Here is a 25,540-nt window from a genome sequence, read left to right on the forward strand (position 1 = left end):
GTGAACAACGTAGCCGCGCGGAGCGCGTCGATCAGGGGTGGTGGTCGGGCCGGCGGGTGGGCGTACCGCCGTACCAATCAGCCGCGCACCGGATTTAACGGGGCCTCGCCCGCGAGCACGGCCGCGACGTTGCGCGCGGCCAGCAACGCCATCTCCGTGCGGGTCTCCACGGTCGCCGAGCCCAGGTGCGGGGTGAGCACCACGTTGTCCAGATCCAGCAGTCGCGGCTCGACCTCGGGCTCCTTCTCGAACACGTCCAGGCCCGCGCCCGCGATCTCGCCGCGCCGCAGCGCGTCCGCGAGCGCGGCCTCGTCGACCACCGGGCCGCGCGTCGTGTTGATCAGGTAGGCGGTGTTCTTCATGGCGCCCAGCGCTTCGGCGTCGATCAGATGCCGCGTCTGCGGGGTGAGCGGGCAGTGCAGCGACACCACGTCCGCGGTCGTCAGCAGTTCCTCGCGGGAGACGAACCGCGCGTCCAGTTCCGTCTCCGCGGCCGAGCGGGACCGTCCGCTGTAGACGATGTTCATGCCGAAGGCGCGCGCCCGTCGCGCGACCGCCGTGCCGATCCCGCCGAGCCCGATGATGCCCAGCGTCTTGCCCTGCAGTCCCGAGCCCAGCATGAACCCGAGGTGGAACGACCACGGCTCGCGGGCGCGCAGCAGCCGGTCGCCCTCACCGATCCGGCGGGTCAGCGCGAGCAGCAGGCTGAACGTCAGATCGGCGGTCGCGTCGGTGAGCACGCCCGGTGTGTTGGTCACCAGAACGTTCCGCTCGGCCAGCGCGGGCACGTCGATGTTGTCGTAGCCGACGGCGACGTTGGCCACCACGCGCAGCCCCGGCCCCGCGGCGTCGGCGACGGGCCCGTCGATGCGGTCGTGCAGCATGCTCACCACCGCGGCCGCCCCGTCGACGGCTTTGCGCAGCTCATCGGGCTCCAACGCCCGGTCCGCTTCGGGCAGCCACACCTCGCCGGCCTCGCGCAGGACGGCCAGCGCCGCTTCGGGTATCCGTCGAGTCACCACGATCCGCATGCGCACACCTTCTCTTGCGCGTGCCCGGCTGAACAAGTACGTTCTTATAGAGAACTTGTGTGCGTAATGCGAACAGGACGACTCAATGGCCGAGATACTGTCACTTTCCGACGCCGTGGCACAGCTGGTGCACGACGGCGACACCGTCGCTCTCGAGGGCTTCACCCACCTCATCCCGCACGCCGCGGGGCAGGAGATCATCCGCCAGCGGCGCAAGGACCTCACGCTGGTGCGGATGACCCCCGACATCGTGTACGACCAGCTCATCGGCGCGGGCTGCGCGCGCAAGCTGATCTTCTCCTGGGGCGGCAACCCCGGTGTGGGCTCGCTGCACCGGTTCCGCGACGCGGTGCAGAACGCGTGGCCGGTGCCGCTGGAGATCGAGGAGCACAGCCACGCGGGCATGGCCAACCGGTACGTCGCCGGCGCCTCGGGTCTGCCGTTCGCGGTGCTGCGCGGCTACACCGGCACCGACCTGCCCAAGCACACCGACACGATCAAGCCGATCACCTGCCCGTTCACCGGTGAGCAGCTGACGGCCGTCCCGGCGCTCAACCCGGACGTCGGGATCATCCACGCGCAGCGGGCCGACCGCGCCGGCAACGTGCAGATCTGGGGTCTGGTCGGCGTGCAGAAGGAGGCGGTGCTCGCCTCCAAGCGCAGCCTGGTCACGGTCGAGGAGGTCGTGGACGAGCTGGAGCCCATCCCCGGCCAGGTGATCCTGCCCAGCTGGGCGGTCACCGCGGTCGCCGAGGCGCCACGTGGCGCGCATCCCTCCTACGCACAGGGGTACTACGACCGCGACAACGAGTACTACGAGTTTTGGGATTCCATTGGGCGGAATCGGGACTCGTTCCAGGAATGGCTGAACGAGAAGGTGTTCGGGAAGTCCGAGGCCCCGCACGGAGCGGGCGCGACGAAGGAGCGGGCGTGAAGGAGGACCGATCGGGTGCGGGTGTCCCGCAGGAAACAGGAGGCGGCCAAGTGACTGCGACGGACGAACGGACCTACACGTCCGACGAGATGATGTCGATCGCCGCGGCCCGTGCGCTCGGCGGCGGGCAGCGGTGCTTCGTCGGCATCGGCCTGCCCTCCACCGCGGCCAATCTGGCGCGCCGCACGCATGCGCCGGATCTGGTGCTCATCTACGAGTCCGGCACGCTGGGCTCCAAGCCCGGCCGCCTGCCGGCCTCCATCGGTGACGGCATCCTCGCCGAGACCGCCGACGCGGTGATCAGCGTGCCCGAGGTGTTCAACTACTGGCTGCAGCCCGGCCGCATCGACGTCGGCTTCCTCGGCGCCGCGCAGCTGGACAAGTTCGGCAACATCAACACCACGGTCATCGGTGACGACTACGCCAACCCGAAGGTCCGGCTGCCCGGAGCGGGCGGTGCGCCGGAGATCGCCGCGTCCTGCCACGAGGTGTACGTCGTGGTGCGGCAGAGCAGGCGCAGCTTCGTGGAGAAGGTCGATTTCGTCACCTCGTTCGGCCACGGCAGCGGCAAGGGCGACCGCGAGAAGCTCGGCCTGCGTGGCGCGGGCCCGACGCTGGTGATCACCGACCTCGGCGTGTTCCGGCCCGATCCGCAGACCTCCGAACTCGTGCTGACCGAGGTCCACGAGGGCGTGACGGTCGAGCAGGTACGCGAGGCGACGGGCTGGGACCTCAAGGTCTCGCCGGAGCTCTCGACCACCGAGCCGCCCACCGACACCGAGCTGAAGACGCTGCGAGAGTTGAAGGCCGCCAAATGACCGACGCATTCGTTCTCGACGCGATCCGCACCCCGTTCGGCCGCTACGGTGGCGCGCTCGCGAAGGTCCGCCCGGACGACCTCGCCGCGCACGTGCTCCGCGAACTGGTCTCCCGCAACGATCTCGATCCGGCAGGAGTGGACGAGGTCGTGCTCGGCGACGCGAACCAGGCGGGTGAGGACAACCGCAACGTGGCCCGGATGGGCGCGCTGCTCGCGGGTTGGCCGACGAGCGTCCCCGGCACGACCGTGAACCGGCTGTGCGGCTCCGGGCTGGACGCCACGATGCAGGCCAGCCGGTCCATCGCGGTCGGCGACGCGTCGCTCGTCGTGGCCGGCGGCGTGGAGTCGATGAGCCGCGCCCCGATGATCCTGCTCAAGGCGGAGAAGCCGTTCGCGGCGGGCAACCAGACCCTGCATTCCAGCACGCTCGGCTGGCGCATGGTCAACCCCGAGATGCCCGAGCAGTGGACGATCTCGCTGGGCGAGAGCACCGAACGGCTCGCCGACCGGTACGGCATCGGCCGCGAGGCACAGGACGAGTTCGCGTTGCGCAGTCACCGCAACGCGGCCAGGGCCTGGGACGAGGGTTTCTACGACGACCATGTGATCGCGGTGCCCGGTACCGAGCTGACCCGTGACGAGGGCATCCGCGCCGACTCCACTTTGGACAAGCTCGCGAAGCTGAAGCCGTCGTTCCGCAAGGCGGGCACCGTCACGGCAGGCAACGCCTCGCCGCTCAACGACGGCGCGTCCGCGGTGCTGCTCGGTGACGAGAAGGCCGCCGACCGCCTCGGCAAGACGCCGCTGGCACGTATCGCGGGCCGTGGCGCCGCGGGCGTCGACCCCGATGTGTTCGGCATCGGGCCGGTGCGTGCCGCCGAGATCGCGCTGGAGCGCGCGGGTATCGGCTGGGAGGACCTGGCCGCGGTCGAGCTGAACGAGGCGTTCGCCGCGCAGTCGCTGGCCTGCCTGGCAGAGTGGCCCAAGCTGGACCCGGCGATCGTCAACGTGCGTGGTGGCGCGATCGCGATCGGGCATCCGCTCGGCGCCTCCGGCGGTCGCATTCTCGGCACGCTCGCGCACGAACTGCGCCGCAGGGGCGGCGGCTGGGGCCTGGCCGCCATCTGCATCGGCGTCGGACAGGGTTTGGCAGTTGTCCTTGAGGCGTAAGGAGAATGGGCTATGGCAGCTCCGACAAGTGACCATCTGATCCTGCCGAGGTACCGGCGGGATCCCGAGGGCACGCATCCGCCGCTCGACTCGCCGGGCTACCGCTCGACGACGTTCCGGCACCCGAAGCAGCCACTCGTCCTGTTGCCGCAGAAGCTCACCGAGGTGACCGGCCCGCTGCTCGGGCCCGGCCGCCTCGGTGAGCACGACAACGACCTGACCAAGCAGCACGAGGGCGAGCCCATCGGGCAGCGCATCATCGTGCACGGCAGGCTGCTCGACGGCGACGGGCGGCCGATCCCGGACTCGCTGATCGAGATCTGGCAGGCCAACGCCTCCGGCCGCTACCGCCATATCGGTGACCAGTGGCCGGGTCCGCTCGACCCGAACTTCACCGGGCTCGGCCGCACGCTCACCGACTCGGAAGGCCGGTACGAGTTCACCACGATCAAGCCGGGCGCGTACCCGTGGAAGAACCACGACAACGCCTGGCGCCCCGCCCACATCCACTTCTCGGTGTTCGGCATGGCGTTCACGCAGCGGCTGGTCACACAGATGTACTTCCCGGACGATCCGCTGTTCTTCCAGGACCCGATCTTCAACTCGGTGCCCGACGAGAAGGCCCGGCAGCGGATGATCTCGCGGTACGACCACAACCGGACCACCGACCACTGGGCGCTCGGGTTCGAGTTCGACATCGTGGTGCGCGGTAAGGAAGCCTCGGTCTTCGAGAACGAGGAGGACGAGTGAGCGACAATGCGCCCGCCTGCTCGCTCGTCCGACCGGGTGCGGGTGTCCCGCTGAACACCGAGGAGGACGAGGACTGATGACCACCCCTTCGCAGACTGTCGGCCCGTACCTGGCGATCGGCCTGCCGTGGGAGGACGGTCCGACCGTCGTTCCCGAGGGCACGCCCGGCGCGCTGCTGATCACCGGATGCGTCTACGACGGCGCCAAGGACCCGATCCCGGACGCGATGATCGAGACCTGGCAGGCCGATCCCGACGGCCGCTTCGACCACCCCGACGATCCGCGCGGCCGGGTGCCCGGCTTCCGCGGTTTCGGGCGGTGCCCGACCGACCCCGAGGGCCGCTACCGGATCCTCACCCTGCTGCCCGGTGTGGTGCAGGGGCAGGCGCCGCACATCGACGTGTCGGTGTTCGCGCGCGGCCTGCTCAATCGGGTCGTCACGCGGATCTACTTCCCGGAGAACGTCGAGGCCAACGCCGCCGACCCGGTGCTCAGCGCGATTCCCGAGGACCGCAGGCACACGGTGATCGCCGAGAAGACCGACGAGGGCTACCGTTTCGACGTGCATCTGCAAGGTGAAGGCGAGACAGTGTTCTTCGATGTCTGAGCTGTTCGACGCCGTGCTCGCCGCGGGCGCGGTCCGCGACGAGGTCAGCGACGCGGCCTGGCTGCGGGCGCTGCTCGACGTGGAAGCGGCCCTGGCGGGAGCCGGGGCCGACGCCGGTCTGGTGCCGCGTGAGCACGCCGATCGCATCGCCGAGGTGTGCCGCGAGGGCTACTTCGACCTCGCCGAGATCGGCGCGAAGGCGGCCGGTGTCGGCAATCCCGCGGCGCCGCTGGTGCGTGAGCTGACCGCGAAGGTCGGCGGCGAGGCCGCGCGCTACGTGCATTTCGGCGCCACCAGCCAGGACGTCATGGACAGCGCCGCGATGCTGCTCGCGACCAGGGCCATGGAGCCGCTGCTGGACGACATCGAGGCGGCCGCGGAGCACGCCGCCCGGCTCGCCAGCGAGCACGCCTCGACCGTCCAAGCCGGACGGACACTGCTCCAGCAGGCGCTTCCCGTGACATTCGGTTTCACCGCGGCGGGCTGGCTGTCCGGATTGGACAGTGCGGCGGAACGCCTGCGCGCCCAACGGTTCGCGGCTCAGCTCGGTGGCGCCAGCGGGACGCTCGCCTCGCTCGGCGGGCACGGACTACAGGTGCTGGCCGCTTTCAGCCGCAGGCTCGGCCTGGCCGAACCCGCGTTGCCGTGGCACACCGAGCGCAGCCGGATCGGCGAGCTGGCCGGCGCGCTCGGCGAGCTGTGCGGTGTGATCGGCGGGATCTCCCGCACGATCACACTGCTCGCGCAGACCGAGGTCGGCGAGGTGGCCGAGGTCGCGGAGGGCAGCGGCGGCTCGTCCACCATGCCGCACAAGCGGAATCCCGTCGCCGCCGTCGCCGCGCAGGCCGCGGCCCAGCAGGCACCGGGCCTGGTGAGCACGTTGCTCGCCGCGATGACGCAGGAACACCAGCGTGCCGCCGGTTCGTGGCACGCGGAATGGCGTCCGCTGACGGAACTGTTCCGCAGCGCCGGTTCCGCGGCCCACTGGCTGCGCACGAGTCTGGAGCGGCTCCGGGTGGATGCCGAACGGATGCGCGCCAACCTCGATCTGACCGGCGGCGCGGTGCTCTCCGAACGCGTCACGACCGAACTCGCGCCCCGGGCCGGGCGCCTCGCCGCGCACGACGCGGTCACCGCCTGCACCAAGCGGGCGCTCGCGGGGGAAGGTACTCTCGCTGATCTTCTCGCGCGGGACCCGTTGGTGGGCAAGAATCTTTCCCGGCAACGGATCGGGCAGCTCCTCGATCCGGCAGACTACTTGGGCAGCGCGCGGATCTTCGTCGATCGCGCGCTCGCCGCACACGACAAGCGAAAGGGCGGCCAGTGAGCATCGACGTGCACTACGAGGTGGACGGTCCGGCGGACGGGCCCGCGGTCGTGCTGTCCAACTCCATCGGCAGCAACCTGCGCATGTGGCAGCCGCAGGTCAAGCCGTTGGTGGACAGCGGTTTCCGCGTCATCCGCTACGACACCCGAGGGCACGGCCGATCTCCGGTTCCCGCCGCTCCGTACACCATCGCCGACCTCGGCGGCGACGTCGTCGCGCTGCTCGACCGGCTCGGCATCTCCTCCGCGCACTTCGTCGGCCTGTCGCTGGGCGGGATGACCGGGATCTGGCTGGCACAGCACGAACCCGCCCGCATCGCCGGCCTCGCCGCGACCTTCACCTCCGCGAGGACGGCGGGCAACGCGCAGATGTGGCGCGACCGGATCGCCCAGGTTCGCGAGTCCGGCATGGGCGTCATCGCCGACGGCAGTGTCGGCCGCTGGTTCACCCAGCCCTGGATCGACGCGCATCCCGCACTGGCGAAGGAAATGCGCGAGATGACGGCCGCGACCCCGGTCGAGGGCTACGCGGGCTGCTGCGAGGTCCTTGCCACCCTCGACCTCGTGCCCGGCCTGGCCAAGATCACCGCGCCGACGCTGGTCATCTCCGGCGCCGAGGACAAATCGCTGCCGCCCGAGCAGGGGCGGCAGATCGCGGACAACGTCACCGGTGCCCGCTTCGAGCTGATCTCGCCCGCCGCGCACCTCGGCAGCTACGAACAGCCCGAGCGCTTCAACGAACTGGTCATCGCGCACCTGAAGGGGGTCTCGTGAACGACGAGGTCTACGAAGAGGGCATGAAGGTCCGGCGCGAGGTGCTCGGGGACGCGCACGTGGACCGCGCGATCGCGAACACCACCGCGTTCACCGCGAAGTTCCAGGACTACATCACCCGCGCCGCGTGGGGTTCGGTCTGGACGCGCGAGGGCCTGGACCGCAAGACCCGCAGTTGCGTCACGCTGGCCGTGCTCACCGCGCTCGGCCGGGAGAACGAGATCGCGATGCACGTCCGCGCCGCGATCCGCAACGGCCTGACCCCCGACGAGATCGGCGAGGTGCTGCTGCACACCGGCGTCTACGCGGGCGTTCCGGCGTCGAACGCCGCGTTCGCCATCGCCCAGAAGACGTTGTCGGAAATGGGCGAGGCAGGGCCTGCCGCTTCCCCACCACCCCCCTCGACGGACGCACAGTCGCGCGACTGATTGGATTCGGCGATGGAGGAACGCGGGGCGCATCACGTGCAGTCGCTCGAACGCGGCCTCGCGGTGATCAAGGCGTTCAGCGCGGGGGCGCCGGAGCTGACGTTGTCCGATGTGGCCAAGGTGACCGGGCTGACCAGGGCGGCCGCCCGCCGGTTCCTGCTCACGCTGGTGGACCTCGGCTACGTGCGCACCGACGGCAAGTACTTCTCGCTCACCGCGCGGGTACTCGAACTCGGCTACGCGTTCCTGTCCAGCATGACCCTGACCGACGTCGCGCAGCCGCATCTGGAGCGGCTGTCGGCCGAGGTGCACGAATCCAGTTCGGTGTCGGTGCTGGAAGGCGCGGACATCGTCTACGTCGCCCGCGTCGCGGTCTCCCGGATCATGACCGTGACGATCAACGTCGGCACGCGGTTTCCCGCCTACGCCACGTCGATGGGGCACGTGCTGCTCGCCGGGCTCGACGCCGACGGGCTCGCGAACTACCTGGAGCGGGCGCAGCTGGACCGGCTCACCTCGCACACCCTGACCTCGACCGCCGAGCTGAGAACCGAACTCGCCGCGGTGCGCGAGCAGGGCTGGGCGCTGGTGGATCAGGAGCTGGAAGAGGGCCTGCGGTCGGTCGCCGCGCCGATCCGGGACCGCGGCGGGAACGTGATCGCCGCGATCAACGTGTCCACGCACGCCAGCCGCACCACCCGGGAGTCGGTCATCGAGGACATGGTGCCGCCGCTGCTCGCGGCCGCGAAGCGCATCGAGAACGACCTCGCCGTCGCACCCGCCAGGGCCGGCCGTGGCTAGCTGCGCGGGGCTCCTGCTCGCGGCGGGGGCGGGGCGGCGTTTCGGCGGCCCGAAGGCACTGGTCGAACTCGACGGGGAACCGTTGCTGCTGCGTGCGCTGCGGGTCCTCACCGAGGGCGGCTGCGATCCGGTCCGCGTCGTCCTCGGCGCCCAGGCCGAGGACGCGCGTGCGCTGCTGCCCGATCCGTCCATTTCCGTGTACGCGCCGGACTGGTCCAGCGGCATGGGTGCCTCGCTGCGGGCCGGGCTGGACGCGCTGCCCGCGGCCGACGCCGTGCTCGTGCATCTGGTGGACCTGCCGAAGGTCGACGCGCGCGTGATCTCCCGCCTGGTCGCGCTGGCCGCCCCGGACGTCGTCGCGCGTGCCGCCTACGACGGCGTTGCAGGCCATCCGGTGCTGTTCGGCACGCGATGGTGGCGGGAAATCGCGGCGAGCGCACGGGGCGATCGCGGGGCCAGGGACTGGCTGGCGACCAGGGACGATCTGCGGCTCGTCGAATGCGCGGACCTGGGCAGCGGGGACGACGTCGACACACCCGCCGACTTGAAGCCTTAGGGTGGAAGCGTGATGGTCGATTCCCCGGAAGAGCTGGCCAAGACTTTGGACGGCGTCGGCTACCTCGCCGACGACGGCATCGCCACGGCCGCGTTCCTCGCGCTGCGCATGCAGCGCCCCCTGTTCTGCGAAGGCGAGCCCGGCACCGGGAAGACGTCGCTCGCGGTCGCGTTGTCGCAGGCCCTGGAGCTGCCGCTGATCCGGTTGCAGTGTCACGAGGGCATCGACGCGGCGCAGGCGCTGTACGAATGGGACTTTCCGCGCCAGCTGCTGCATCTGCGCGCGCTGGAGGCGGGCAGCGAGACGCTCGACGTCGACGCCGCGGAACAGTCGCTGTACACCGAGCGGTTCCTGCTCGCGCGGCCGCTGCTGCGTGCGCTGACCGCGGCGCCGTGCGTGCTGCTGGTGGACGAGATCGACCGCGCCGACGACGAGTTCGAGGCCTTCCTGCTGCAACTGCTGGACGAGAACGCCGTGACGATCCCCGAGTTCGGGGAGGTGCGCGCCGAGCAGCCGCCGCTGGTGATCCTCACGTCGAACCGCACGCGGGAGGTGCACGACGCGCTGAAGCGGCGGTGCCTGTACCACTGGCTGGAGCATCCGGGCCTCGCGCGTGAGGTCGCGATCCTGCGCAAGCGCCTGCCCGGGGTCGGGGAGGGCCTGGCCACCCAGGTGGCCACCGCCGTGCACCGGCTGCGGGAGCTGGAGCTGCTCAAGCCGCCCGGGGTGGCGGAGGCGCTGGACTGGGCGCAGGCGCTGCGGGCGCTCAACCGGGAGGAACTGGACGCGGAGACCGCGGCGCGGACCCTCGGTGCCGTGCTGAAGTACACCGAGGACATGGACCGCGTCCGCGCGAAGCTGGACGCGCTTCTGGCTTAGCGGCTGGATTCCCCCACCTAGCCGGCGAGTGTCTTCTCGAGCCGCAGCAGGTGGTCGGTGAGCGCGGCGGGGTCGCCCGGGGCGAGGTGGATCTCGGCCTCGGGACCGGTGCCGAGGGTGTAGTTGAGGTAGCGGCCCCAGTCGGTGTCGGCGTAGTGCAGGGGCTGTTCGAGGCGGGTGTAGCGGTTGAGCTCGTCGCGGTGGGCGACGTAGAGCTCGCCGGTGCCGGTGACCGGGCGCTGCAGCACGTTGATCAGATCGCGGATGTCCCAGCTCGGGATGCGATCCTCCCGGGCGGCTTCCTCCAGTTCGCCGACGCGGATCATCAGCGGTCGGCCGCCGCCGGGGCGCACGTCGGGCAGTTCGGTGACCAGCGCGTCGACCAGCCGGTCGCGGGGGACCGGTCTGAGCGCGACACCGTCGGCGACCCGGACCGCGACGATGCCCTGCAGACCGCGCGCGGCGGCGACTACTCCGTAGGTGCGGTCGCCGTCGTTGACCCAGCCGTAGTACTCGATGGAGGCCTTCGTCAGCAGCGGAAGCCAGTCGAGGAACTCGATTTCGATGCGGCCGCGGCGGTCGAGCAGTCCCGCGTTCAGCAGCGCCTCGTGGAGCCGTTCCCGCGCGGCGGCCTTCTCGGTGGCGCTGAGCCAGACCGGCTCCGGCCGGAGCACCAGGTGCAGCGTTCCCACGTTCTCCTGCTCGACGGCGCCGGCGAGCGCCGCGAGCGGCAGGGAGAGGTAGTCGCTTCTGGCCACGGGCTCGCGCTATTCGCCGATGACCGGCGGCGTGGCGCGCACGTCCGTGCCGAAGACCGAGTCCGGGTCGGCCTCGATGAGGTAGTCGGGACGCTTGTGCTCGTCGTCGTCCTCGCCCTTGCCGCGCTGCCCGGCGGCGCCCATGGGAGTGCCGCTCGCGCCACGCGCGGCGCTGCGGCGCGCGGCGGCCTCTTCCGCGGCCGCGCCGCCCAGGTTGCCCGCGCCGGTGCCCTTGCCCGCGCCGAGCGACCGGGCGCTCTCGCCCGTCGCGCTGCCGCCGCGCCCTGCGCCCTGGCTCGCGCCGCCGCGCCCGCCGAGGCTCCCGCCGCGACCGCTGCCGCCGCTTTCGGAGTCGTACAGGCGATTCGCGGCACTGTTGCGGCCGGCGCCGGGCAGGTCGGCGGTGCCGCTGCGGTAGTTGCTGCCGCCGGGACGCTGGGTGCTGTCGGTGTAGCCGGTGGTCGCGGCGGGCGGGATGAACGTGCTCGCATTGGTGCCGCCCCCGCCGCCCGGGTTCGAGGTCGCGGGCAGGCTCGGCCCGGAGCTGACGGGCGAAGCCGGGCCGCCGGTGCCGGCGGGCCCGGAACCGGAGGTCGTGCTGGGTCCGTTGAGGCTGGGCCCCGAGCTGACCGGGCCGACGTTGCCGACCGTGTTGCCGGTGGCCGGGGACGTGGTGGAGGAGGCGTTGGTGCGGTCGCTGTAGAGCAGGTCGGTGGACCCGATGCTGCCCGGCTTGGCGGGCGCGAGGCCGACGGAGGCGCCGTCGAGCGCGAGCGCCTGGTAGTCCATGGGGATCGAGTCGCGGGTGCTGCCGGTGACGTTCGAGTACTGGTCCATGACCCGGACGTTGTTCTCGTTGGCCGCGTTCGTGGCCGCGAGGCCCTGCTCGTAGGACTGGATGTCACCGGCCGCCATGGACGGTCCGACGAAGGGGATGGCGGCCTTCAGCCCGGTGGACCAGGGGCTGGGCTTCGCCGGCGCGGGCGGCACCTCGACGACGCTGGATTTGGATTTCTCGAAGGCGTCGGACTGGGTCTGCATCGACTTCGTGGTGGTGTCGAGCGGAGGCGCCGACTGCGCGAACGCCGCCGCGAGTGGCTCGGCGCCCGCTGTCGCGGCATCACCCGAGCCGCCCGTCCAGGCAGCCGCCATCCGCTGCTGCAACGCCTTGATCGCGTCGGCCTCGGCGCGATAGCCGTCCGACAGCTGCTTGACGATGTCGGAGGCCGTCTGCAACGACTGTGAGTTGCCCGCGGTGAAGTTCTGGTAGATCTGGGTTCCGTCCATCACGCTAGCCCCCTCGCAGTGTGGTGATCACGGAAGCGGCGACCTGGTTCACGGTGTCGCAGGAGTCCTGTGCTCCGCTGTAGCCCTGGACGTCCACGGCGAACGTCACGTCGTCGGTCACGCCGACGAACAGACCGCATTTGCCTTGCGGACGGTCATCGCGGCTGTCGGCATACGCGGCGGGATAACCGGATATCGAGGTCGGCTCGACGAAGGCGTAGAGGCTCCCGTTGAGTTTTATGATCTTCGCCATGCCGCCGTTGCCCTTGTTGCCGTCGGTCTGAACCGAGACGCCCAGGCCCTTGCTGTGCGCGTTCGTCGTGTTGACCCAGCTGCAGCCTGGCCCGAGCGCATCGCCCGCGCCGGTGGAAGTCGGGTCTGAAAAGCCCAGCCGGCTTATCAGAGCCGCCGGTACGAGGTCGCAGGTCTTGCTCACATAGTCCGCGATGTTGGGAAGCGGATGCGACACCTTCGGGGCAGCAGCCGCGCCACTGGCCGATGCGGAGTTCGTGTCCGACGGTGCCGATGTCGCGGTACCGGGCGTCGTCTGCGTGCACCCGCCGATCGCCGCGGTCGCTATTCCGGCACAAATCAGGGCAAGGGGACGGCCGGACTTCATCGCGCGCACTAGTGCTCCGGCTTGCTGGTGAGTGCCGCCGTGTTGTTCTCTTCGTTCGCCTGCTTGGCGTTCGCGGCATGCGTCAGCTTCTGAATGTAGTTCTCGACGTATTTGAGCATTGATACGTGCTGGTCGTTCAGCAGCTGAAGTGACTCACGAGTCTGGGTGAGGTAGCCCTGGCTCTCGGGGTCGTCTGCGAGTTCGCTCAGATTCCGCAGCGCTTGGCTGATCTGTGTCTGCTTGTGCTGAATGCTGACTTGCCGTTCCTGCCACATCCCCTTGACGGCGTTCATCTCCTCGACGCTGGGGAACTCGAAACCGCCACCGGATCCGGTCGCCGGACCGGCCAGTGCGGCCGCGGCGGCGCCGACGGAGGCGAGACCGGCCGGCGCTCCCACGGCGGCACCGGCCACCGCACCGGCGAGCACGCCCGATCCCCACACGTCCTGTGCGGCCCGAGTGGCCGCGCCGACCCCGTCTGCTTCGAGCACGATGCCTCCCCGCTACCGGTCGTGATCGTCTGACGTTGGAGCCTAGCGGACGGTTCCCGTGACCGGGGCCGGAACAGAGGGACAATGGAGGCATGAGCGCACCCGACCCACTGGCCGGACTGGTCGGTTTCGCGACCGCACTGCGGGAGGCCGGTGTCCCCGCAGGGCCCCAGCGCGTGCAGGCCTACCTCGACGCCGTCAACCGGGTCGACATCGCCGACCCCGGCCAGCTGTACTGGGCCGGCCGCGTCACCCTCTGTGCCGACCCCGACGACCTGCCCCGCTACGACGACGCCTTCGCGCAGTGGTTCGCCGCCGAGCCGCCCCACGCGCGGCCCGCGACGGTCCGGCGCGAGCAGCAGGCCCGCATGGCCGCGATGAGCACCGAGGGCGCGAAATCCGGTGAATCCGAGACCAACGGCGAGCAGCTCAAGGTCGCCGCGACCGACACCGAGCTGCTCCGCCAGCGCGATCTCGCCGAGCTGACCGCGGCCGAGCGGCGCCACCTGCGCGAACTGCTGTCCGTGCTCAAACCGGTACCGCCCACCCGCAACTCGCTGCGCCGCCGCCCGGCCAAACGCGGCGCACTGGACTCCGGCCGCACCCTGCGCGGGATGCTCGCCTACGGCGGCGAACCGGTGCGCCTCGCGCACCGCAAACGCGCCACCCGGCCCCGCCGCGTCGTGCTGCTGCTCGACGTGTCGGGGTCGATGAGCCCGTACGCCGACGCCCTGCTCCGCTTCGCCCACGTGGTGGTGCGCGCCGCGCCCGGCAACGTGGAGGTGTTCACGCTCGGCACCCGGCTCACGCGCGTGTCCCGCCAGCTGCGCCAGCGCGACCCCGAACGCGCCATGCTCTCCGCGGGGCAGGCGGTGCCCGACTTCGCCGGTGGCACGCGGCTCGGCGAGACGCTCCGCGTTTTCCTCGACCGCTGGGGGCAACGGGGCGTCGCCCGGCGCGCGGTGGTCGTCGTGTTCTCCGACGGCTGGGAACGCGGCGACCCGAGTCTGCTCGGTGAGCAGTTGGCACGGATGCGCAGATTGGCGCACGCTGTCATTTGGGTGAACCCACACGCGGGACGCGAAGGTTACGCTCCGGTGCAGTCAGGCATCGCCGCCGCGCTCCCGCACCTCGATCGCCTGCTGGCCGGCCACAGCCTGGCCACCCTGGAACGACTGCTGGTGGAGATACGCGATGCATGACGTACTGGACGAGCTGTACAAGCGCTGGTCCGACGGCCAGCCGGTGGGACTGGGCACGGTCGTGTCCACGTTCTCCTCGGCGCCGCGCGCACCCGGCGCGGCGATGCTCGTCGACAGCGGCGGAGAGGTCGTCGGCAGCGTGTCCGGCGGCTGCGTCGAGGGCGCGGTCTACGAACTCGCGCAACAGGTCATGAGCGAGCACACCCCGGTGCTGCAGCGCTACGGGGTCAGCGACGACGACGCCTTCGCGGTAGGCCTGACCTGCGGCGGGATCATCGACGTCTACGTCGAGCGGATCGACAAGGAGTCCATGCCGGAGCTGGAGGACGTCGTCGAGTCGGTGCACCGGGGCGAACCGGTCGCGGTCGTCACCGTCATCGAGCACGCCGACGGCGGCCGGCTCGGCCGCCGGATGATCGTGTGGCCGGACCGCACCAAGGGCACGCTCGGCAGCGCGCGTGTGGACGACGCCGTGGTCGACGACGCGCGCGGGCTGCTCGCCACCGGCCGCACCGGCACCCTGCACTACGGCCTGGAGGGCGAACGCCGTGGCGAGGGCATGTCGGTGTTCGTGAACACCTTCGAGCCGCCGCCCCGGATGCTGGTCTTCGGCGCGATCGACTTCGCCGCCGCGATGGCACGAATGGGTTCCTACCTCGGCTTCCAGGTCACGGTGTGTGACGCGCGGCCGGTGTTCGCCACCGCCAGCCGGTTTCCCGACGCCGACGAGGTCGTCGTCGACTGGCCGCATCGCTACCTCAAGGCCGAGGCCGAGGCGGGCCGCATCGACCGGCGCACCGTCGTCGCGGTGCTGACGCACGATCCGAAGTTCGACGTGCCGCTGCTGGAGGTCGCGCTGCGGCTGGACATCGGTTACGTCGGCGCGATGGGCTCGCGCCGCACGCACGACGACCGGATCGAGCGGCTGCGCGAGACCGGCATGACGGAGGAGGAGCTGTCGCGGCTGTCTTCGCCGATCGGGCTCGATCTCGGCGCCCGCACACCCGAGGAGACCGCTGTCTCGATCGCGGCGGAGATCATCGCGCTGCGCTGGGGCGGTGGCGGCCGCAGGCTCGCCGACCTCAGCGGCCGGATTCACGGCTGAGCGAGGTTCGAGGGCGGTCCGTCGGTGGGGGCGCTTTCCCTTGCGCCCCCTCGAAATCGATGGTGCCCTCCCCGTCGCGCACGGTCACTCGTTCCACAAGTCGTGTGACGGTCGCAAAATTTTTGTGGTCCCCAAAGCCCGGAATTCCGCAGATTCGGAACCGCTAAAGATCTTCATCCGCATCTGCGGAAAGGCCGTTCGAGAGTCACCCGGCTAGGACTTGTCCGATGGCGGCGGACGTAGCACGCTCCCTTGTGAAGCCGATCACCCCAGCTCCCACCACTGGAGGGCTCACATGCGCATCACCGTCACCGTAGACGGAGCCCAGTACACCGATGAGGTCGAACCCCGCACGTTGCTCGTTCACTACTTGCGGGAGACGCTCGGGAAAGTCGGCACCGTTGTCGGCTGCGACACCAGCAACTGCGGCGCGTGCACGGTCCATCTGGACGGGCACAGCGTGAAATCCTGTTCGGTACTCGCGGTGCAGGCCGACGGGTGCGAGGTCACCACCATCGAGGGCCTCGCCCGCGAAGGCGAACTGCACCCGGTGCAGAAGGCGTTCCACGACAACCACGCGTTGCAGTGCGGCTACTGCACTCCGGGCATGATCATGCAGTCGATCGACCTGCTCGCAGACAATCCCGACCCCGACGAGAAGACCGTGCGCGAGGGCCTGGAGGGCAACCTCTGCCGCTGCACGGGTTACCAGAACATCGTTCGCGCCGTTCAGGACGCGGCCAAGCACATGAGCCCCGGCGCGGGGCCCGAGGCCGAGCGGATGAGCGACACCGAAGTACGCCGCGCGCCGAGCGCCGTGGCAGGCGGAGGCGAGTGACGTGACCGCGACGATCGAGCCCGAGGTCGGCAAGAGCCGCACCCGGAAGGAAGACGCGCGGCTGATCACCGGCCGCACCCGCTGGACCGACAACATGACGCTGCCGGGCCTGCTGCACCTCGCGGTGTTGCGCAGCCCGTTCGCGCACGCGCGGATCAACAGCATCGACGTCAGCGAGGCCAAGAGCCGCCCCGGAGTGGTGGCGGTGCTCACGGCGAAGGACCTCGACCCCGACGGCGCGATCGGCATGCCCTGCGCGTGGCCGATCACGCCGGACATGAAATCGCCTCGGCGGCCCGTGCTGGCCGCCGACCAGGTCAACTTCGCGGGCGAGGGCGTCGCCGTGGTCGTCGCCCGCAGCGCCGCGGCGGCCCGCGACGCGCTCGAGGCGATCGACGTCGACTACGACGAACTGCCCGTGGTCCTCGGCCTGGAGAACGCGCTGGCCGAAGGCGCGCCCCTGGTGCACGAGGAGCTGGGCACCAACCGCAACGCCTTCTGGGCGTTCGACTCCGGCGAGGCCGGCTCCGGCGGCAGCGTCGAGGAGGCCATTTCCGGCGCCGAGGTGGTCGTCAAGCGCCGGTTCCGTCAGCAGCGGCTCGTCCCCGCGTTCATGGAGCCGCGCTCCTGCGTCGTCGACCCGACCGGCACGCAGATCGTGATGTGGTCTGCCACCCAGATCCCGCACATCCTCAAGACGATGGCCGCGTTGACGCTGGGCATTCCCGAGCACAAGCTGCGCGTCATCGCGCCCGACGTGGGCGGCGGTTTCGGCGGCAAGATCGGCGTGCTGCCCGAGGAGTGCCTGGCGCTGCTCGTGGCGCAGCGGCTGGGCAAGCCGGTGAAGTGGACCGAGACGCGTTCGGAGTGCATGCAGACCGCGCATCACGGCCGCGACCAGATCCAGGACCTCACGATCAGCGCCAACCGCGACGGCACGATCACCGGCCTGAAGGTCGAGTTGCTCGCCGACATGGGCGCCTACCTCGGCCTGGTCGGGCCGGGCGTGCCGATCCTCGGCGCGTTCATGTTCAACGCGATCTACAAGATCCCGGCCTACCACTTCGCCTGCACGAACGTGTTCACCAACACCACGCTCACCGACGCCTATCGCGGCGCCGGGCGGCCGGAGGCCACGTTCGGTATCGAGCGGATCATGGACGAGCTCGCCGCCGAGCTCGGCATGGATCCGATGGAGCTGCGCGAGAAGAACTGGATCAAGCACGAGGAGTTCCCGTACACCACGGTCTCCACGCTGACCTACGACTCGGGCAACTACGAGGCCGCCACCGAGAAGGCCATGCAGCTGTTCGACTACGAGGGGCTGCGCCGCGAGCAGAAGGAACGGCGCGACCGCAACGATCCCGTTCAGCTGGGCATCGGCATCTCGACGTTCACCGAGATGTGCGGCCTTGCCCCGTCGCGGGTGCTCGGGTCGCTCGACTACGGCGCCGGTGGCTGGGAGGCCGCGTCGGTGCGGATGCTGCCCACCGGCAAGGTCGAGGTGATCACCGGGGCCTCGGCGCACGGCCAGGGACACGAGACCGCGTGGAGCCAGATCGTGGCCGACCAGCTGGGCGTGCCGTTCGAGGACGTCGAGGTCATCCACGGTGACACGCAGTCCTCGGCCAAGGGCCTGGACACCTACGGCTCGCGTTCGCTCGCGGTCGGCGGGATCGCGGTGGTCAAGGCGGCCGAGAAGGTCGTCGGCAAGGCCCGCACGATCGCCGCGCACCTGATGGAGTGCTCGCCCGACGACCTCGAGTTCGAGCAGGGCAAGTTCACCGTGCGCGGCACGGACAAGTCCACCACGATCCAGGACGTCGTGTTCGCGACGTTCATGGCGCACAACCTGCCCGACGGGATCGAGCCCTCGCTCGACTCCGACGCGGTGTACGACCCGGAGAACTTCTCGTTCCCGCACGGCACGCACCTGTGCGCGATGGAGGTCGACACCGAGACCGGCCGGGTGAGCATCCGCAAGTACGTCTGCGTCGACGACGTCGGCGCGGTGGTCAACCCGCTGATCGTGGAGGGCCAGATCCATGGCGGGCTGGCGCAGGGCATCGCGCAGGCGCTGTTCGAGGAGGCGGTGTTCGACGAGAGCGGCACGCTGACCACGGGCACGTTCGCCGACTACCTGCTCCCGTCGGCGGCCGACCTGCCCTCGTTCGTCACCGACCGCACCACCACGCCGTCGACCACGAACCCGCTGGGTGTCAAGGGCGTCGGCGAGGCGGGCACGATCGCCTCGACACCCGCCGTGGTCAACGCGGTGGTGGACGCCGTGCGGCACCTGGGCGTGAACGACGTCGAGATGCCGTGCTCGCCGATGCGCGTGTGGGCGGCGATCCATCGTGGCGAGAAGAGTGCCGGCGGGCCGGGGGCCGAGGCCGGCGGCGGGTTGGGTTCGATCGACGCTTCTGGAGGTGTGCAGTGATTCCCGCTGCATTCGACTACGTCGCTCCGTCCACAGTGGACGAGGCGGTCCGTGCGCTGGCCGACGCGGGCGAGGACGCCAAGGTGCTGGCAGGCGGGCAGAGCCTGCTGCCGGTGCTGCGGATGCGGCTCGCCGCGCCGACCACGATCATCGACCTGGGCAAGATCGCCGAGCTGCGCGGTGTCCGCGAGGACGGCGACGCGCTGGTCATCGGTGCCATGACCACGCACTACGACGTGCAGCGCGATCACCTGATCGCCGAGCACGCCGCGCTGCTGGCCCGCACGACCGACACGGTGGCCGACCCACAGGTGCGCCACCGCGGCACGTTCGGCGGCGCGATCGCGCACGCCGACCCGGCCGGTGACCTGCTCGCCCCGGCGCTCGCGCTGGACGCCGAGATGGTGATCGCCGGGACCGGCGGGCGCCGCACGGTACCGGCGGCGGAGTTCTTCCAGGACTTCTTCACCACGTCGCTGGAGCCGACCGACATCCTGGTCGAGGTCCGGGTGCCCAAGCACACGGGCTGGCGGGCGCACTACGAGAAGTTCAACCGGGTCGCGCAGGCCTGGTCGATGGTGGCCGTCGCGGTCACCGTCCGGACCGAGGGTGACACGATCGCCGAGGCCAGGATCGCGCTGACCAACATGGCGCCGATTCCGGTCCGGGCGACCGCCGTTGAGCAGGCACTCGTCGGTCAGGCGGCCACCGAGGAAACCATCCGCGCGGCCGCGTCCCACGCCGCCGAGGGCACCTCCCCGACCCCTGACGGCAACGCGGACGTCGAATATCGGCAAGAATTGGCACGGGTACTCACGGGCCGGGCTGTCTCGGCTGCCGTGACCGCTTAGCCAGTTGCCGTGAGGGACCCCCTCATGGTGCTATGCGCCATGAGGGGGTCCCTCACGACTTCGCGACACAGAAGGGAGGTCGAGCCGTGCGGCTTGACCATGAATTCAGCGTTCCGGCGCCGCCCGCACAGGTCTGGAAGGCCGTGACCGATCCGGAGGCCGTCGCCCCGTGCATGCCGGGTGCGACCCTGACGAAGGTGGAGGGCGAGACCTTCACCGGCACGGTCAAGGTGAAGCTGGGGCCGATCTCCCTGACCTACAAGGGCGCGGGCGAGTTCCTCGAGGCCGACGAAACCGCCCGCAAGATCGTCATCAAGGCCTCCGGCAAGGACGCGCGCGGCGGCGGCACGGCGGCGGCGACCGTCACCGTGACGCTGACCGAGGAGAGCGGCTCCACCAAGGGCAAGGTCGAGACCGACCTCAACGTGACCGGCAAGCCGGCGCAGTTCGGCCGCGGCATGATCTCCGAGGTCGGCGGCAAGATCCTCGACCAGTTCGCGACGAACCTGGCCGAGAAGCTGGGCGGCGGCGAGGAGCCCAAGGCCGAGCCCGCCGCGCAGCCCGCCACCGGTGCGGCCGAGCCCGCCGAGGCGGCGAAGCCGAAGCTGGAGGCCGTGAAGCCGGCTCCGCAGAAGGAAGCCGAGGCGATCGACCTGTTCGAGTACGCGGGCAGCTCGGTCGCGAAGCGGCTCGCCCCGGTCCTCGCCGGCGTCGCCGGCCTGCTGATCATCGTGGCGATCATCCGCGCGATCCGCCGCCGCTGACTTCCCGCGGGCGAGGGGCACCTTCGCGGGAAGAGTGCCCCTCGCCACGTCGGGAAGTCCCTCGCGGCGCCCTCGGTTGTACGGGATGTGCGCAGCGAGACTGACGTGGTGGTGATCGGCGCGGGCCAGGCCGGCCTTTCGGCCGCCTACCACCTGCGGCGGACCGGGTTCGGCAACGGCTCGGGCTTCGTCGTGCTCGATCACGGCAAGCGGCCGGGCGGCGCGTGGCAGTACCGCTGGCCCTCGCTCCGGCTGGGCAAGGTGCACGGGATCCACGATCTGCCCGGAATGTCGTTCGCCGCGACGGATCTGGACCGTCCCGCCTCCGAGGTCGTGTCCGAGTACTTCGGCCGGTACGAGCGCACTTTCGACCTCCCGGTGCGGCGTCCGGTCGAGGTGCTGGACGTGCACGACGAGGGCGAGCGGCTGCTGGTCCGCAGCGTCACCGACGAGTGGGCCGCCCGCGCGGTGATCAACGCGACCGGCACCTGGGGCCGGCCGTTCTGGCCGCACTACCCGGGCCAGGAGACCTTCCGCGGCCGTCAGCTGCACACGGCCGATTTCCAGAGCGCGGAGGAGTTCCGCGGCCGGCACGTCGTGGTGGTCGGCGGCGGTGCCTCCGGCGTGCAGTTGCTGCTGGAGATCGCCGACGTCGCGAGCGGGACGACGTGGGTGACCCGGCGGCCGCCCGAGTTCTTCTCCCACGAGTTCACCCCGGAGTACGGGCGCGAGGTGGTCGCGAAGGTGGACGAGCGGGTCCGCGAGGGCCTGCCGCCCGCGAGCGTGGTGAGCGTGACCGGGCTGGCGCTGACACCCGAGGTGAAGCGCGGCATCGATCGCGGGATCCTGGACCGCAAGCCGATGTTCGAGCGGATCACGCCGGACGGCGTCGTCTGGGCGGACGGCAGCGAGCAGCGCGCGGACGTGATCCTGTGGGCGACCGGGTTCCGCGCGGCGCTGGACCATCTGGCCCCGCTGCACCTGCGCGCGCCCGGCGGCGGCATCAGGATGGACGGCACCCGGGTGGTCGCCGAACCGCGGCTGCACCTGGTGGGGTACGGCCCGTCGGCGAGCACGGTCGGCGCCAGCCGCGCGGGCCGGGCCGCGGTGACCGAGATCCGGCAGCTGCTAGGACAGTGAGAACACGCGCCGGGCGTTGCCGCCGAGGAATAGCTCCCGCGCCTCTTCGCCCAGTTCGAGCTCGTCCAGCCGCTTGAGGCACGCCGACGCCGTGAGCATCGGGTAGTTCGTGCCGAACAGCACCCGGGTGCGGCCGCGGCCGCGCAGGAACTCGACCAGTTCGGCCGGCAGCCGGTGCAGGGCGTACGCCGAAGTGTCCACATAGAAGTTCGGGTACTTGTCGGCGAGCGAGAAAACCTCGGGCAGCCACGGATATCCGACGTGACCGCCGACCACGACGAGGTCGGGGAAGTCCAGCAGCACCTCGTCCAGGTAGGGGATCGGCCGTCCCGGCTCGGACGGGCACAGCGGACCGGTGTGCCCGATCTGCGTGCAGAACGGCACGTCCTCCTCCACGCACGCCACGTACACCGGGTAGTAGCGCCGGTCGTTCGGCGGCAGGTTCCACAGCCACGGCACGACGCGCACGCCGACGAATCCCAGATCCCGCACGCAGCGCCGGATCTCCCGCACCGCGCGCACCGGATCACGCAGGTCGACCGAGGCGATCCCGGCGAACCGTCCGGGATGCTTGTCGACGACCGACGCGACCTCGTCGTTGGAGATCAGCACGCCCTGCGGACCGGTCCAGGCGGAGAGCAGCCCGATGCTCACGCCGGCCTTGTCCATCGCGTCGAGGGTGCCCGCGAGCGGCGGCACGACGCGCTCGGTGTTCGTCCAGCGCAGCACGGTTTCCAGCCACGGCTGGCTCATGAACAGCTCGTTGGGCTGCTGCATCCATACGTCGATGATCTCGTCGCTCATCCGGCCCACTTTCTGAGGGTAGGGTGAGCGCATGAACATGGCCAGGGGCATGCTCACCTTGGACGAACTCCGCGAGTTGGTCCGGCTCGGCACCATCGACACGGTCCTGGTCGCGATCACCGACATGCAGGGGCGCCTGCAGGGCAAGCGCTGTGCCGCCGGGTACTTCGTCGACGAGGTCGTGCCGCATGCCACCGAGGCCTGCGATTACCTGCTGGCCGTCGACGTCGAGATGAACACCGTCGACGGTTTCGAGATGTCGTCCTGGAGCCGCGGCTACGGCGATTTCGTGCTGCGGCCTGATCTTTCGACGCTGCGGCACATTCCCTGGCACGAGGGCACCGTCCTGGTTCTGGCCGATATCGAATGGGTGGCGGGCGGTGCGGTACCCGCCTCGCCCCGGCAGGTGCTGCGCCGCCAGCTCGACCGGCTCGCCGAACGCGGGCTGGCCGCCTACGTCGGCACCGAGCTGGAGTTCATCGTCTTCGACGACACCTACGAACAGGCCTGGCAGCGCGGTTACCGGGAGCTGGCACCCGCGAATCAGTACAATGTGGACTACTCGATGCTGGGTACCGGCAGGTTGGAACCGTTGCTGCGGCGCATCCGCAACGACATGGCCGGTGCGGGGATGTACGTCGAGTCGGCGAAGGGGGAGTGCAATCCCGGGCAGCACGAGATCGCCTTCCGCTACACCGACGCCTTGTCCACATGCGACAACCACAGCATCTACAAGACCGGCGCCAAGGAGATCGCCGCGCAGGAAGGCAGAAGCCTGACCTTCATGGCGAAGTACAACGAGCGCGAGGGCAACTCCTGCCACATCCACATCAGCCTTCGCTCGGCCGAGGGTGAGCCGGTGCTCGCCGGGGACGGGCCCGGCGGGTTCACCAAGCTGATGGAGCACTTCCTGGCCGGGCAGCTGGCCTGCCTGCGCGAGCTGACCTACTTCTTCGCGCCGAACATCAACTCCTACAAGCGTTTCGTGCCCGGCAGCTTTGCCCCGACCGCCGTCGCGTGGGGCACCGACAACCGCACGTGCGCGCTGCGCGTCGTCGGGCACGGACCGTCGTTGCGCGTCGAGAACCGGGTGCCGGGCGGTGACGTGAACCCCTACCTCGCGGTCGCGGCACTCGTCGCGGCGGGCCTGCACGGGATCGAGAACGAACTGCCGCTGGAGGAGGAGTTCCGGGGAAACGCCTACGGTGCGGACAAGCCGGCCGTGCCCTCGACACTGCGAGAGGCGGCGGCCGCGCTCGCCGAAAGCAAGATGGCGAGGAAGGCGTTCGGCGACGACGTGGTCGACCACTACCTCAACGCGGCCAGGGTGGAACTGGCCGCGTTCGACTCGGCCGTCACCGACTGGGAGCGCGTGCGTGGCTTCGAACGGCTCTAAACCCGTCATCGGCATCTCGACCTACGTGGAACCTGCCCGCTGGGGCGTGTGGGACACGTCTGCCGCGCTGCTGCCGCGGTCCTATGTGGACTGTGTGGTGAAGGCGGGCGGGGTGCCGGTGCTGTTGCCCTCGGTCGGCCGGGACACGTCGGCGCTGTCCGCTGTGGACGGTCTGGTGATCGCGGGCGGTGCCGACGTCGATCCGGCCCGGTACGGGCAGCAGGCGCACGAGACGACGGTGAGCCGCCCGGAGCGGGACGGGTTCGAGTTCGCCCTCATCCGGGACGCGCTCGACCGCGGGCTCGCGGTGCTCGGCGTGTGCCGGGGCATGCAGGTGCTCAACGTCGCGCTCGGCGGCACCCTGACCCAGCATCTGCCCGAGGCCGCCGGGCACACCGGGCACCAGCCCGCACCGGCGGTCTACGGGCACAACCGCATCACGCTGGCCGAGGGCAGCCGTGCCGCGCGGATCCTGGGCACGGAAGCGAAGGGCCAGTGCTACCACCACCAGTCGGTCGGCGAACCGGCGCCCGGACTCAAGGCCGTGGGCTGGGCGGCGGATGGCACGATCGAGGCGGTGGAGATGCCCGGCGAGGCGTTCGTGCTCGGCGTGCAATGGCATCCGGAGCAGGACGATACGGACGTGCGGCTGTTCGCCGCGCTGGTGGAGGTCGCGTAAAGATGGTGCAGCGTTTCGACGGCCGGGTCGCCGTGATCACCGGCGGTGGCAGCGGGATCGGCCTCGCGACCGCGCGCAGGCTCGCGAGCGAGGGCGCGAAGGTGGTCATCGCCGACGTCGACGCCGCCGCGGGCAAGGCCGCCGCCGACGAGGTCCCCGGTGAGTTCGTCGCCACCGACGTCACCAGCGAGACCCAGGTCGCGGCGCTGTTCGACGGCACGGCCGAGAAGTACGGCTCGCTCGACGTCGCGTTCAACAATGCCGGTATCTCCCCGCCCGACGACGACTCGATCCTGACCACCGGGCTCGACGCGTGGAAGAAGGTGCAGGAGGTCAACCTGACCTCGGTGTACCTGTGCTGCAAATACGCGATCCCGCACATGCGGCGGCAGGGCAAGGGCTCGATCGTGAACACCGCGTCGTTCGTGGCCGTGATGGGGGCGGCGACCTCGCAGATCTCCTACACCGCGTCCAAGGGCGGCGTGCTGGCGATGACCCGTGAGCTGGGCGTGCAGTTCGCCCGCGAGGGCATCCGGGTCAACGCGCTGTGCCCCGGCCCGGTGAACACGCCGCTGCTGCGGGAGCTGTTCGCCAAGGACCCGGAACGCGCGGCGCGGCGGCTGGTGCACGTGCCGATGGGCCGGTTCGCCGAGGCGACGGAAATCGCCGCCGCGGTCGCGTTCCTGGCCAGTGACGACGCCTCCTTCATCACGGCGTCGCAGTTCCTCGTCGACGGCGGTATCAGCGGCGCGTACGTCACCCCGCTGTAGCGCGCCGCTCACGGTGGGTGCCGGGGAGGGCCGCGTTCTGCGTCGTATGTCGCGCGACGGCGTGGGCCTATAGACTTAGGCGGACAACTGAACATCGGCCGTCATGAGCCGGAGCGGGAGAGCCCCCGTCGCCGAACGGGGCACCGAAGGAGCAATCTCCCCGCCAATCTCTCAGGTACCAGTTACCGCTCAGGCCAGGCCACTCTGGAAAGCAGGCGCGCGTGCGTGCCTCACCCAAGGTGAAAGCCGCGCCAGCGGTGAAACTCTCAGGTGCCCATGACAGAGGGGGAGTTCCCGCCACTACTTGAGTTGAGGAGCTC

The 25,540-nt window shown here is 70.4% G+C and carries 27 protein-coding genes and 2 riboswitches; of the genes, 21 read left to right on the plus strand and 6 right to left on the minus strand.

Features of this window, described 5'->3' with window-relative positions:
* Nucleotides 1-77: 77 nt before the first annotated feature.
* Nucleotides 78-1,031, minus strand: a complete 954-nt coding sequence (locus tag HFP15_RS14675) for a 2-hydroxyacid dehydrogenase (protein ID WP_210717264.1) — start codon at nucleotides 1,029-1,031, stop codon at nucleotides 78-80.
* A gap of 85 nt (nucleotides 1,032-1,116) precedes the next feature.
* Here HFP15_RS14675 and HFP15_RS14680 point away from each other — a divergent pair, with 85 nt between their 5' ends.
* The 11 genes from HFP15_RS14680 to HFP15_RS14730 all read left to right on the plus strand — a co-directional run bounded on the left by HFP15_RS14680 (nucleotide 1,117) and on the right by HFP15_RS14730 (nucleotide 10,076).
* Nucleotides 1,117-1,965 carry a CoA transferase subunit A gene (locus tag HFP15_RS14680; protein ID WP_168515727.1) on the plus strand — a complete coding sequence of 283 codons (849 nt, stop codon included), beginning with the start codon at nucleotides 1,117-1,119 and terminating at the stop codon, nucleotides 1,963-1,965.
* Between the two features lie 89 nt (nucleotides 1,966-2,054).
* A complete protein-coding gene (locus HFP15_RS14685) occupies nucleotides 2,055-2,783 on the plus strand; it encodes a CoA-transferase subunit beta (RefSeq protein ID WP_168516028.1) in 729 nt (242 codons plus the stop codon).
* Complete coding sequence (locus HFP15_RS14690; RefSeq protein ID WP_168515729.1) at nucleotides 2,780-3,955, plus strand: thiolase family protein; 1,176 nt, start codon at nucleotides 2,780-2,782, stop codon at nucleotides 3,953-3,955. The genes HFP15_RS14685 and HFP15_RS14690 overlap by 4 nt, the downstream gene beginning before the upstream one ends.
* A 12-nt stretch (nucleotides 3,956-3,967) precedes the next feature.
* Nucleotides 3,968-4,705 carry a protocatechuate 3,4-dioxygenase subunit beta gene (gene pcaH, locus HFP15_RS14695; protein ID WP_168515731.1) on the plus strand — a complete coding sequence of 246 codons (738 nt, stop codon included), beginning with the start codon at nucleotides 3,968-3,970 and terminating at the stop codon, nucleotides 4,703-4,705.
* A gap of 76 nt (nucleotides 4,706-4,781) precedes the next feature.
* Nucleotides 4,782-5,312, plus strand: a complete 531-nt coding sequence (gene pcaG, locus HFP15_RS14700; RefSeq protein WP_168515733.1) for a protocatechuate 3,4-dioxygenase subunit alpha — start codon at nucleotides 4,782-4,784, stop codon at nucleotides 5,310-5,312.
* Nucleotides 5,305-6,639 (plus strand): 3-carboxy-cis,cis-muconate cycloisomerase, encoded by a 1,335-nt coding sequence (gene pcaB, locus HFP15_RS14705; protein ID WP_168515735.1) that lies wholly within the window; start codon nucleotides 5,305-5,307, stop codon nucleotides 6,637-6,639. Before pcaG ends, pcaB begins: the two co-directional genes overlap by 8 nt.
* A 2-nt stretch (nucleotides 6,640-6,641) precedes the next feature.
* Nucleotides 6,642-7,412, plus strand: a complete 771-nt coding sequence (gene pcaD / locus HFP15_RS14710; protein WP_168516030.1) for a 3-oxoadipate enol-lactonase — start codon at nucleotides 6,642-6,644, stop codon at nucleotides 7,410-7,412.
* Entirely contained in the window at nucleotides 7,409-7,840 is a 432-nt protein-coding gene (pcaC, locus tag HFP15_RS14715; RefSeq protein ID WP_168515737.1) for a 4-carboxymuconolactone decarboxylase, read from the plus strand. The genes pcaD and pcaC overlap by 4 nt, the downstream gene beginning before the upstream one ends.
* Nucleotides 7,841-7,852: 12 nt before the next feature.
* The gene (locus HFP15_RS14720; protein WP_168515739.1) at nucleotides 7,853-8,641 is read left to right on the plus strand and encodes an IclR family transcriptional regulator; all 789 of its coding nucleotides are present in this window, start codon (nucleotides 7,853-7,855) and stop codon (nucleotides 8,639-8,641) included.
* Nucleotides 8,634-9,197, plus strand: a complete 564-nt coding sequence (locus HFP15_RS14725; RefSeq protein WP_168515741.1) for a nucleotidyltransferase family protein — start codon at nucleotides 8,634-8,636, stop codon at nucleotides 9,195-9,197. Before HFP15_RS14720 ends, HFP15_RS14725 begins: the two co-directional genes overlap by 8 nt.
* Before the next feature lie 12 nt (nucleotides 9,198-9,209).
* Entirely contained in the window at nucleotides 9,210-10,076 is an 867-nt protein-coding gene (locus tag HFP15_RS14730; RefSeq protein ID WP_168516032.1) for an AAA family ATPase, read from the plus strand.
* 17 nt (nucleotides 10,077-10,093) lie between these two features.
* Here the strand turns inward: HFP15_RS14730 and HFP15_RS14735 are convergent, their stop codons facing one another.
* From HFP15_RS14735 to HFP15_RS14750, 4 genes are read right to left on the minus strand one after another with little or no spacing between them, the layout of a single operon-like run.
* Nucleotides 10,094-10,834 carry an ESX secretion-associated protein EspG gene (locus HFP15_RS14735; protein ID WP_168515743.1) on the minus strand — a complete coding sequence of 247 codons (741 nt, stop codon included), beginning with the start codon at nucleotides 10,832-10,834 and terminating at the stop codon, nucleotides 10,094-10,096.
* 9 nt (nucleotides 10,835-10,843) lie between these two features.
* A complete protein-coding gene (locus tag HFP15_RS14740) occupies nucleotides 10,844-12,121 on the minus strand; it encodes a hypothetical protein (protein ID WP_168516034.1) in 1,278 nt (425 codons plus the stop codon).
* Between the two features lie 4 nt (nucleotides 12,122-12,125).
* Complete coding sequence (locus HFP15_RS14745) at nucleotides 12,126-12,740, minus strand: DUF3558 domain-containing protein (protein WP_246271712.1); 615 nt, start codon at nucleotides 12,738-12,740, stop codon at nucleotides 12,126-12,128.
* Nucleotides 12,741-12,748: 8 nt separating this feature from the next.
* Nucleotides 12,749-13,231, minus strand: coding sequence for a hypothetical protein (locus HFP15_RS14750; protein ID WP_168515747.1), 483 nt, complete (start codon nucleotides 13,229-13,231; stop codon nucleotides 12,749-12,751).
* 92 nt (nucleotides 13,232-13,323) lie between these two features.
* On the opposite strand from HFP15_RS14750, the gene HFP15_RS14755 reads away from it, so the two are divergent.
* From HFP15_RS14755 to HFP15_RS14785, 7 genes are all read left to right on the plus strand, one after another.
* The gene (locus HFP15_RS14755; RefSeq protein WP_168515749.1) at nucleotides 13,324-14,433 is read left to right on the plus strand and encodes a vWA domain-containing protein; all 1,110 of its coding nucleotides are present in this window, start codon (nucleotides 13,324-13,326) and stop codon (nucleotides 14,431-14,433) included.
* A complete protein-coding gene (locus HFP15_RS14760; RefSeq protein WP_168515751.1) occupies nucleotides 14,426-15,538 on the plus strand; it encodes an XdhC family protein in 1,113 nt (370 codons plus the stop codon). Before HFP15_RS14755 ends, HFP15_RS14760 begins: the two co-directional genes overlap by 8 nt.
* 295 nt (nucleotides 15,539-15,833) lie before the next feature.
* On the plus strand, nucleotides 15,834-16,376 hold the full coding sequence (locus HFP15_RS14765; protein ID WP_168515753.1) for a (2Fe-2S)-binding protein: 543 nt from the start codon (nucleotides 15,834-15,836) through the stop codon (nucleotides 16,374-16,376).
* 1 nt (nucleotide 16,377) lies between these two features.
* Complete coding sequence (locus tag HFP15_RS14770) at nucleotides 16,378-18,816, plus strand: xanthine dehydrogenase family protein molybdopterin-binding subunit (RefSeq protein WP_168515755.1); 2,439 nt, start codon at nucleotides 16,378-16,380, stop codon at nucleotides 18,814-18,816.
* The gene (locus HFP15_RS14775; protein ID WP_168515757.1) at nucleotides 18,813-19,667 is read left to right on the plus strand and encodes an FAD binding domain-containing protein; all 855 of its coding nucleotides are present in this window, start codon (nucleotides 18,813-18,815) and stop codon (nucleotides 19,665-19,667) included. Before HFP15_RS14770 ends, HFP15_RS14775 begins: the two co-directional genes overlap by 4 nt.
* An 86-nt stretch (nucleotides 19,668-19,753) precedes the next feature.
* Nucleotides 19,754-20,431 (plus strand): SRPBCC family protein, encoded by a 678-nt coding sequence (locus tag HFP15_RS14780; protein ID WP_168515759.1) that lies wholly within the window; start codon nucleotides 19,754-19,756, stop codon nucleotides 20,429-20,431.
* A gap of 87 nt (nucleotides 20,432-20,518) precedes the next feature.
* Complete coding sequence (locus HFP15_RS14785; protein ID WP_168515761.1) at nucleotides 20,519-21,571, plus strand: NAD(P)-binding domain-containing protein; 1,053 nt, start codon at nucleotides 20,519-20,521, stop codon at nucleotides 21,569-21,571.
* Here the strand turns inward: HFP15_RS14785 and HFP15_RS14790 are convergent.
* Nucleotides 21,560-22,375, minus strand: a complete 816-nt coding sequence (locus HFP15_RS14790) for an amidohydrolase family protein (protein ID WP_168515762.1) — start codon at nucleotides 22,373-22,375, stop codon at nucleotides 21,560-21,562. The two genes, HFP15_RS14785 and HFP15_RS14790, sit on opposite strands and share 12 nt — an antisense overlap.
* 49 nt (nucleotides 22,376-22,424) lie before the next feature.
* Here HFP15_RS14790 and HFP15_RS14795 point away from each other — a divergent pair, with 49 nt between their 5' ends.
* The 3 genes from HFP15_RS14795 to HFP15_RS14805 are packed head-to-tail and all read left to right on the plus strand — an operon-like array spanning nucleotide 22,425 to nucleotide 25,220.
* A complete protein-coding gene (locus HFP15_RS14795) occupies nucleotides 22,425-23,771 on the plus strand; it encodes a glutamine synthetase family protein (protein WP_168516036.1) in 1,347 nt (448 codons plus the stop codon).
* Nucleotides 23,752-24,450 carry a gamma-glutamyl-gamma-aminobutyrate hydrolase family protein gene (locus HFP15_RS14800; protein ID WP_168515764.1) on the plus strand — a complete coding sequence of 233 codons (699 nt, stop codon included), beginning with the start codon at nucleotides 23,752-23,754 and terminating at the stop codon, nucleotides 24,448-24,450. The genes HFP15_RS14795 and HFP15_RS14800 overlap by 20 nt, the downstream gene beginning before the upstream one ends.
* A 2-nt stretch (nucleotides 24,451-24,452) precedes the next feature.
* Nucleotides 24,453-25,220: a 3-oxoacyl-ACP reductase gene (locus tag HFP15_RS14805; RefSeq protein WP_168515766.1), complete on the plus strand. Its 768-nt coding sequence runs from the start codon at nucleotides 24,453-24,455 to the stop codon at nucleotides 25,218-25,220.
* Between the two features lie 104 nt (nucleotides 25,221-25,324).
* Nucleotides 25,325-25,418: riboswitch (glycine riboswitch) on the plus strand.
* Nucleotides 25,419-25,513, plus strand: a riboswitch (glycine riboswitch). It abuts the riboswitch before it with no gap.
* Nucleotides 25,514-25,540: the final 27 nt, after the last annotated feature.

The organism is Amycolatopsis acididurans (assembly GCF_012328925.1).
Lineage (GTDB): Bacteria > Actinomycetota > Actinomycetes > Mycobacteriales > Pseudonocardiaceae > Amycolatopsis_E > Amycolatopsis_E acididurans.